Source organism: Thiogranum sp., assembly GCF_058323355.1.
Map to the genome: position 1 here is coordinate 1 of NZ_JBTTIO010000057.1, position 5,933 is coordinate 5,933.

Below are 5,933 nucleotides of genomic sequence, written 5' to 3' on the forward strand. Positions count from 1 at the left end.
AGGGCGTCCGTCGGGTTTCTTTTTAATAAAATCCAATCGCGTCTGACCCCATTGAAACGTTGGCGTTGTGCTTCGAACAGGCAGATGCCGGTGGCGACCGAGACATTCAGGCTACTGACCGAGCCGGCCAGCGGGATGGACAACAGGCCATCACAGTGCTCGCGCGTGAGACGCCGCAGGCCCTTGCCCTCACCACCCAGCACCAGTGCCAGCGGCCCGCTCAGGTCTGTGTCGTAGAGCGAGGTTTCCGCCTCACCGGCGGCGCCGTAGATCCACACACCGGCATCGCGCAGTGCGCGCAGGGTGCGGGCCAGATTGGTCACCCTTACAACGGGTATGGTTTCCGCAGCACCACAGGCCACCTTGCGCACGGTGGCGTTCAGCGGCGCGGACTTGTCCTTTGGGATAATGACGGCATCGACACCCGCCGCATCGGCGCTGCGCAGACAGGCGCCGAGGTTGTGCGGGTCCTGCACACTGTCGAGAATCAGCAGAAACGGTGGCCGGCCCAGCGATTCAATGAAGGCCGGCAGATCGTGTTCGCCCAGGCCCGGCGCACCACCGGTTTCCGCCAGCACGCCCTGGTGTGTGACACCGGGGACACGCTCATCCAGTTCCTGGCGCGCCACACGCCGTACCGGCACATTGGCCTTGTCGGCCAGCGCGAGTATTTCATCCATGCGGGCGTCACGGCGGGTTTCCAGCGCCAGCAACAGCGAAATACGCGCCGGGTTGCGCTCCAGCAGGCTGCGCACAGCGTGCAGACCGAACACCCGTTCAGCTTTTTTCACAGCCTGACTGCCTGGTGCGCGCGCAACTGCCGTGTACTGCCCGGTTTAGTGCGAATGATGATCGGCGGGTGGTGGAGGCGGCGCATGATGATCAGCAGCTGGCGCCGGTGCGTGGGCATCCGATGTCATCGGGCGTACCAGGATCTCGACACGGCGATTCAATTGGCGTCCCGCCTCTGTCGCATTGGTCGCTCGTGGCTGTGTTTCTCCCCGGCCAACGGCATTCAGACGATAAGCCGCGACGCCATGATCGATGAGATAATTCATCACACTGCGCGCACGACGTTCGGACAACTGCTGGTTATAGGCATCGGAACCGATATTATCGGTATGACCGATCACGGTTACCGTTGTTTTCGGGTAGCGCACAAGGATGTCAGCCACCTTGTTGAGCGTGGGAAGGAATGCCGGCTTCAGACTGGCGCTGTTAAAATCGAACGACACTTCACTGGAAACATCGATCTTGAGGCTTTCATCCTGCAGACGCCGGATTTCAAGATCATTGCGGCGCTGCTCCTCGGCAAGTTCCGCTTCAAAGGCGCGTTGCTGCTCGTCCATGTAATTACCGGTGGCGGCACCGGCAAGGCCACCCACCACGGCACCGGCCAGCGCGCCCTTCTTGCCACCGCTGATCTGTTTACCGATCACGGCGCCGGCAAGGGCGCCAACCACAGCGCCTGTCTTGGCGCGTCGGTTAGGGTCGTCTGCGGCACAGGCGGCAAGTGTCATGACCAGCACAGCCATTATCGCGTTACGAATCAGATGCATTTTTCTTACTCCTGCTTGAACTACGTTTTCTACGACCACCACGCCGGCGCGTTGGTTTACGTTTTTTTGTTTAGTCACAGCTTTCATCAGACGTTTTACCCGCTTCCTGCCGGTTTTCCGGTTTTGCTTCCCTGACCTCGGGCTTCGTCTTGTTGCGACTCTTGCGTTTGTGCTTCGACCTGCTCTTGCTACGCGGCTTGCCGCCGTCATCCGACGCACCGGGCAGCTCGAAATCCATCTTGCGCTCGTCGAGGTCAACCCGCACCACACGCACCCTCACTTCATCACCAAGGCGGTAGGTCTGGCCGGTGCGTTCGCCGCGCAGGCGGTGCCCGGCCGGGTCAAAATGATAATAATCATTCTGCAGGGCGGTGATATGCACCAGCCCTTCCACATAGATTTCCTTCAGCTCGACAAAAATACCGAACGAGGTCACGCTGGTGACAATACCGTCATATTCCATACCGACCTTGTCCAGCATGTACTCGCACTTCAACCAGTCGATTGCATCGCGCGTGGCATCGTCGGCACGCCGCTCGGTCGTGGAGCAGTACTCGCCAATCGCCGCCATGTCTGCCACGCTGTAATCGAACGACTCGGCACTATTGACCTTGCCGGATTTCCTGCCTTGTTTTTTATAACGCGCTTCGGTGCGTAAATGGTGACGAATGGCACGGTGCACCAGCAAATCCGGGTAACGACGGATCGGCGAGGTGAAGTGCAGGTACTCGCTCCGGGACAGGCCAAAGTGACCGATATTCTCCGGGCTGTAACGCGCCTGGGACAGTGAACGCAACATAACCGTCTGAATTAAATGAGCATCCGGGCGTTTCTGGATCTTCTTCAGTAATTTTGAAAACTCGGACGCGGGCGGCTTGTCGCCACCACCCAGCGACAATCCCAGTTCGGAGAGGAATTCACGCAGGTCCGCCAGCTTGTCGGCCTGCGGCCCTTCGTGTACCCGGTACAGGGTCGGCAACTTGTGCCGGTTGAGGAAGCGTGCCGTACTGACGTTGGCGGCAATCATGCACTCCTCAATGATCTTGTGCGCGTCGTTGCGTACCACCGGCACGATCTTCTCGATCTTGCGGTCCTTGCCGAACACGATGCGCGTTTCCGTGGTCTCGAAATCAATGGCGCCGCGTTTCTCGCGCTGCTTGCGGAATACCTTATACAGGTTGTACAGCTCTTCAAGCGGCTTGAGCAACGGTTTGTATTTCGCACGAACCCCGGTATCCCTGTCCACCAGCATGGCCGCCACTTCACTGTAGGTCAGCCGCGCATGTGAACGCATGAGTCCTTCCATGAAGCGTGTACGGATCACCTTGCCCTCGGCATCGATATACATCTCGCACACCATGCACAGGCGATCGACGTCGGGGTTCAGGGAACACAAGCCGTTGGACAGGACTTCCGGTAACATCGGAATAACGCGTTCAGGGAAGTACACCGAGTTACCACGCTGTTCGGCTTCGGTATCCAGTGCCGTACCTTTTTTCACGTAGTGCGACACATCAGCGATAGCAACCAGCAGACGCCAGCCTTTGGGCGTCTTGCTGCAGAACACAGCATCGTCAAAATCACGCGAATCGGCACCGTCTATCGTTACCAGCGGCGTATCACGCAAATCGACGCGCCCGCGTTTGGCGGCCGGCGATACCTTGTCGGACAGGTCCTGTATTTCATCCTCGACGGCATCCGGCCATTCCAGCGGCAACTCGTGCGCACGAATTGCCACATCGATTTCCATGCCCGGCGCCATGTGATCGCCGATGACCTCCACCACGCGACCGACCGGCCCGGTACGCTTGCTCGGCTGTTCGATAATCTCAACGGTCACAAACTGGCCATGACGCGCGCCGCCAACCTGATCCGCCGGTACCAGAATATCGTGCGTCAGGCGTTTGTGGTCCGGCACGACATGACTGATACCGTTCTCGAAATAGATACGCCCGACCACCCGGTGCGTACAGCGTTCGAGCACCTCGACAATGGCGCCCTCACGGCGACCGCGCCGGTCTATGCCGGTTACCCGCGCCACCACCCGGTCGCGGTGCATGACCCCGCGCATTTGCCGCGGCGACAGGAACAGATCGTCACCGCCCTCTTCCGGCACCAGGAAACCAAAACCGTCCGGGTGTGCAATGATGCGTCCGCGCACCATATCCATCCGGTCGACCAGGCCATAGCCCCCCTTGCGATTTCGCAACAGCTGGCCATCACGCTCCATGGCGCGCAACCGCCGCCGCAAGGCCTCAAGGTCTTCCTCACTGGTCAGGCCGAAACTCTCGGCAATTTCTTCCCGTGTCATCAGGCGGCCGACCTCCTCGAGCCGCGCCATAATGAATTCGCGGCTGGGAATCGGACTGCTGTATTTGGAGGCTTCGCGCTCGGCGTAGGGATCTTTCGGGGAGGTTTTATTGCTACGGCTTCGTTTTTTCATGGCGGCATGCTAACCAGTTTGGCGGACAAAGGAAAATCGGGGGACCGATCATTCCCGGTATAGCCGCCATTGACAACCCTGATAACGGGGGGTAAAGTGCGCGCCTCTCGATATTCGCGATCCACCGATTCAATATTGCCGAGGTGGTGAAATTGGTAGACACGCTAGCTTCAGGTGCTAGTGGGGGCAACCCCGTGGAGGTTCAAGTCCTCTCCTCGGCACCAATTCAGTAGCCTATCACATTCACTTTTATTGTAGTGGTAACGTAAGTCCCGCCAGTGGATGGTGCCCGACAAGACCCTGGGGCGCATCACACCGATACACTTACCATCAGTCCGGACACTCTGGTAATGCACGCCAAATCTATTGGTACGTCTCATTGCATCGTCGGGTTGTTGCGGCTCGGCATAATCGTCAGGATGGTAAATTGCAGTCCCTGTCAGATGACGAACATCGTGAAGTACGGCCGGGCCAAGGTGGCGCGGATTGGTGAGTGACTCGACGGCATACAGCCCCCCTCCTTGTCGAAAGATTGAGATAGTTCGCTTACAAATATCGCCCAGTCCTGACAGGTACAGGGAAAAATTTTCCTGTACGTGATATATTCTTAACTATCTCTCGCCATAATACAATATTTATCACGTACATGATATTTTTATTGATTCACGCCAAATTCAGTGCTATTTTTACCGTACGGTATAATTACTGGGCTGATAAAGATGACAAAGAACGATATCTCTTACGGGCGGATCCAGACGACTGAAGACCTCGGCCATCTGGTGCGCGCCCACCGCAAAGGTAAAGGGTTGACGCTCGAAACGGTCTCCGGACTCGGTAACCTGAGTACACGGTTTCTGTCCGAGTTCGAACGCGGCAAGGAGACCGCCGAAATTGGGAAAGTCCTGAAGGCTTTGCGGACTCTGGGGCTGGAAGTCATCGTTCAACCCAGGGGTGGTACAAAAACCGGAACAGATAAATCATGATCGAACCGGATGCACTCAATTTTGCACACGGATGTGCTTATGCCGCGTAGTTCACGGATGGACGAGAGCGGCGTCTGGTTTGACGATCGCCTGGTGGGATACTTGTGGCGAAATCCAGTAGGCGCCATTGGGTTTCGTTATGAGCCAGACTGGATCAATAACAATGGCTTCGCCATCTCACTTACACTCCCTCTCACAACAGAAGACTTTTCGAGTGAGGCCAGTGTTGCGCATCGTTTTTTTGCCAACCTGCTGCCCGAGGGTGGTGTTCGCGAGCACATTGTTCGTGATCTGAAAATCCCCAATACCGATTTTGACTTGTTGCGCGCCATCGGCGGCGAGTGCGCCGGCGCACTCTCTATCCTGCCGGTGGAGCGCACCCCGTCAGACGACCGAAGTTACCGCTCACTACCAGACAAGGAACTGGCTCAACTGATTGCCCGGCGCGGCCAGATCTGTGCATTCTTGCCGAAGGATAAACGGCCCCGGCTATCATTGGCAGGTGCTCAGGATAAATGCCCGGTGTTGATCCGGGATGGTCACTATTTTCTTCCCGAAGGCGAAGCACCCACCAGTCATATCCTGAAATTCGAGTTGACGGACTATCGTCATCTGCCGGCCTATGAAACGTTTACCAGCTTGCTTGCCAGACAAATCGGGTTACCCGTCGTCGACATCGAATTGCATTCCATTGAAAAGCGTTTCTATGCGCAGATCGAGCGCTATGACCGCGTATGGGATGAGCGCGGTGAAGTGCAACGTCTGCACCAGGAAGACTTTTGTCAGGCGCTTGGCTACGGGTTTGAGAAAAAATACCAGGATTACGGCGGCCCGAGCTTTGCAGACTGCTATCAGTTACTGCACAATGCCTCGACGGATCCCGCCATCGATTCGCAACACCTGCTGCGCTGGCAGATCTTCAATGTCCTGGCCGGCAACTCGGATGGC

Annotated in this window: 5 protein-coding genes, 1 tRNA gene and 1 pseudogene; 3 read left to right on the forward strand and 4 right to left on the reverse strand. The window is 57.3% G+C overall.

The window, feature by feature from the left end; genetic code table 11:
* The 3 genes from rlmB to rnr all read right to left on the reverse strand — a co-directional run.
* On the reverse strand, positions 1-791 hold a 791-nt coding region (rlmB, locus tag ACW81B_RS08220), incomplete at its 3' end, for a 23S rRNA (guanosine(2251)-2'-O)-methyltransferase RlmB (RefSeq protein WP_491579739.1).
* A gap of 45 nt (positions 792-836) precedes the next feature.
* Positions 837-1,559: a YiaD family glycine zipper/OmpA-like lipoprotein gene (locus ACW81B_RS08225; protein ID WP_491579740.1), complete on the reverse strand. Its 723-nt coding sequence runs from the start codon at positions 1,557-1,559 to the stop codon at positions 837-839.
* A gap of 70 nt (positions 1,560-1,629) precedes the next feature.
* Positions 1,630-4,002: a ribonuclease R gene (gene rnr, locus ACW81B_RS08230; RefSeq protein ID WP_491579741.1), complete on the reverse strand. Its 2,373-nt coding sequence runs from the start codon at positions 4,000-4,002 to the stop codon at positions 1,630-1,632.
* Between the two features lie 137 nt (positions 4,003-4,139).
* On the opposite strand from rnr, the gene ACW81B_RS08235 reads away from it, so the two are divergent.
* Positions 4,140-4,226 (forward strand) — tRNA-Leu (locus tag ACW81B_RS08235).
* Between the two features lie 42 nt (positions 4,227-4,268).
* Here the strand turns inward: ACW81B_RS08235 and ACW81B_RS08240 are convergent.
* Positions 4,269-4,607: pseudogene (locus ACW81B_RS08240) on the reverse strand (hypothetical protein); the annotation flags it as partial.
* Between the two features lie 114 nt (positions 4,608-4,721).
* Here ACW81B_RS08240 and ACW81B_RS08245 point away from each other — a divergent pair.
* The gene (locus ACW81B_RS08245; protein ID WP_491579742.1) at positions 4,722-4,985 is read left to right on the forward strand and encodes a helix-turn-helix domain-containing protein; all 264 of its coding nucleotides are present in this window, start codon (positions 4,722-4,724) and stop codon (positions 4,983-4,985) included.
* Positions 4,986-5,024: 39 nt separating this feature from the next.
* Positions 5,025-5,933: HipA domain-containing protein (locus ACW81B_RS08250; protein ID WP_491579743.1), on the forward strand; the 909-nt coding region annotated here is incomplete at its 3' end.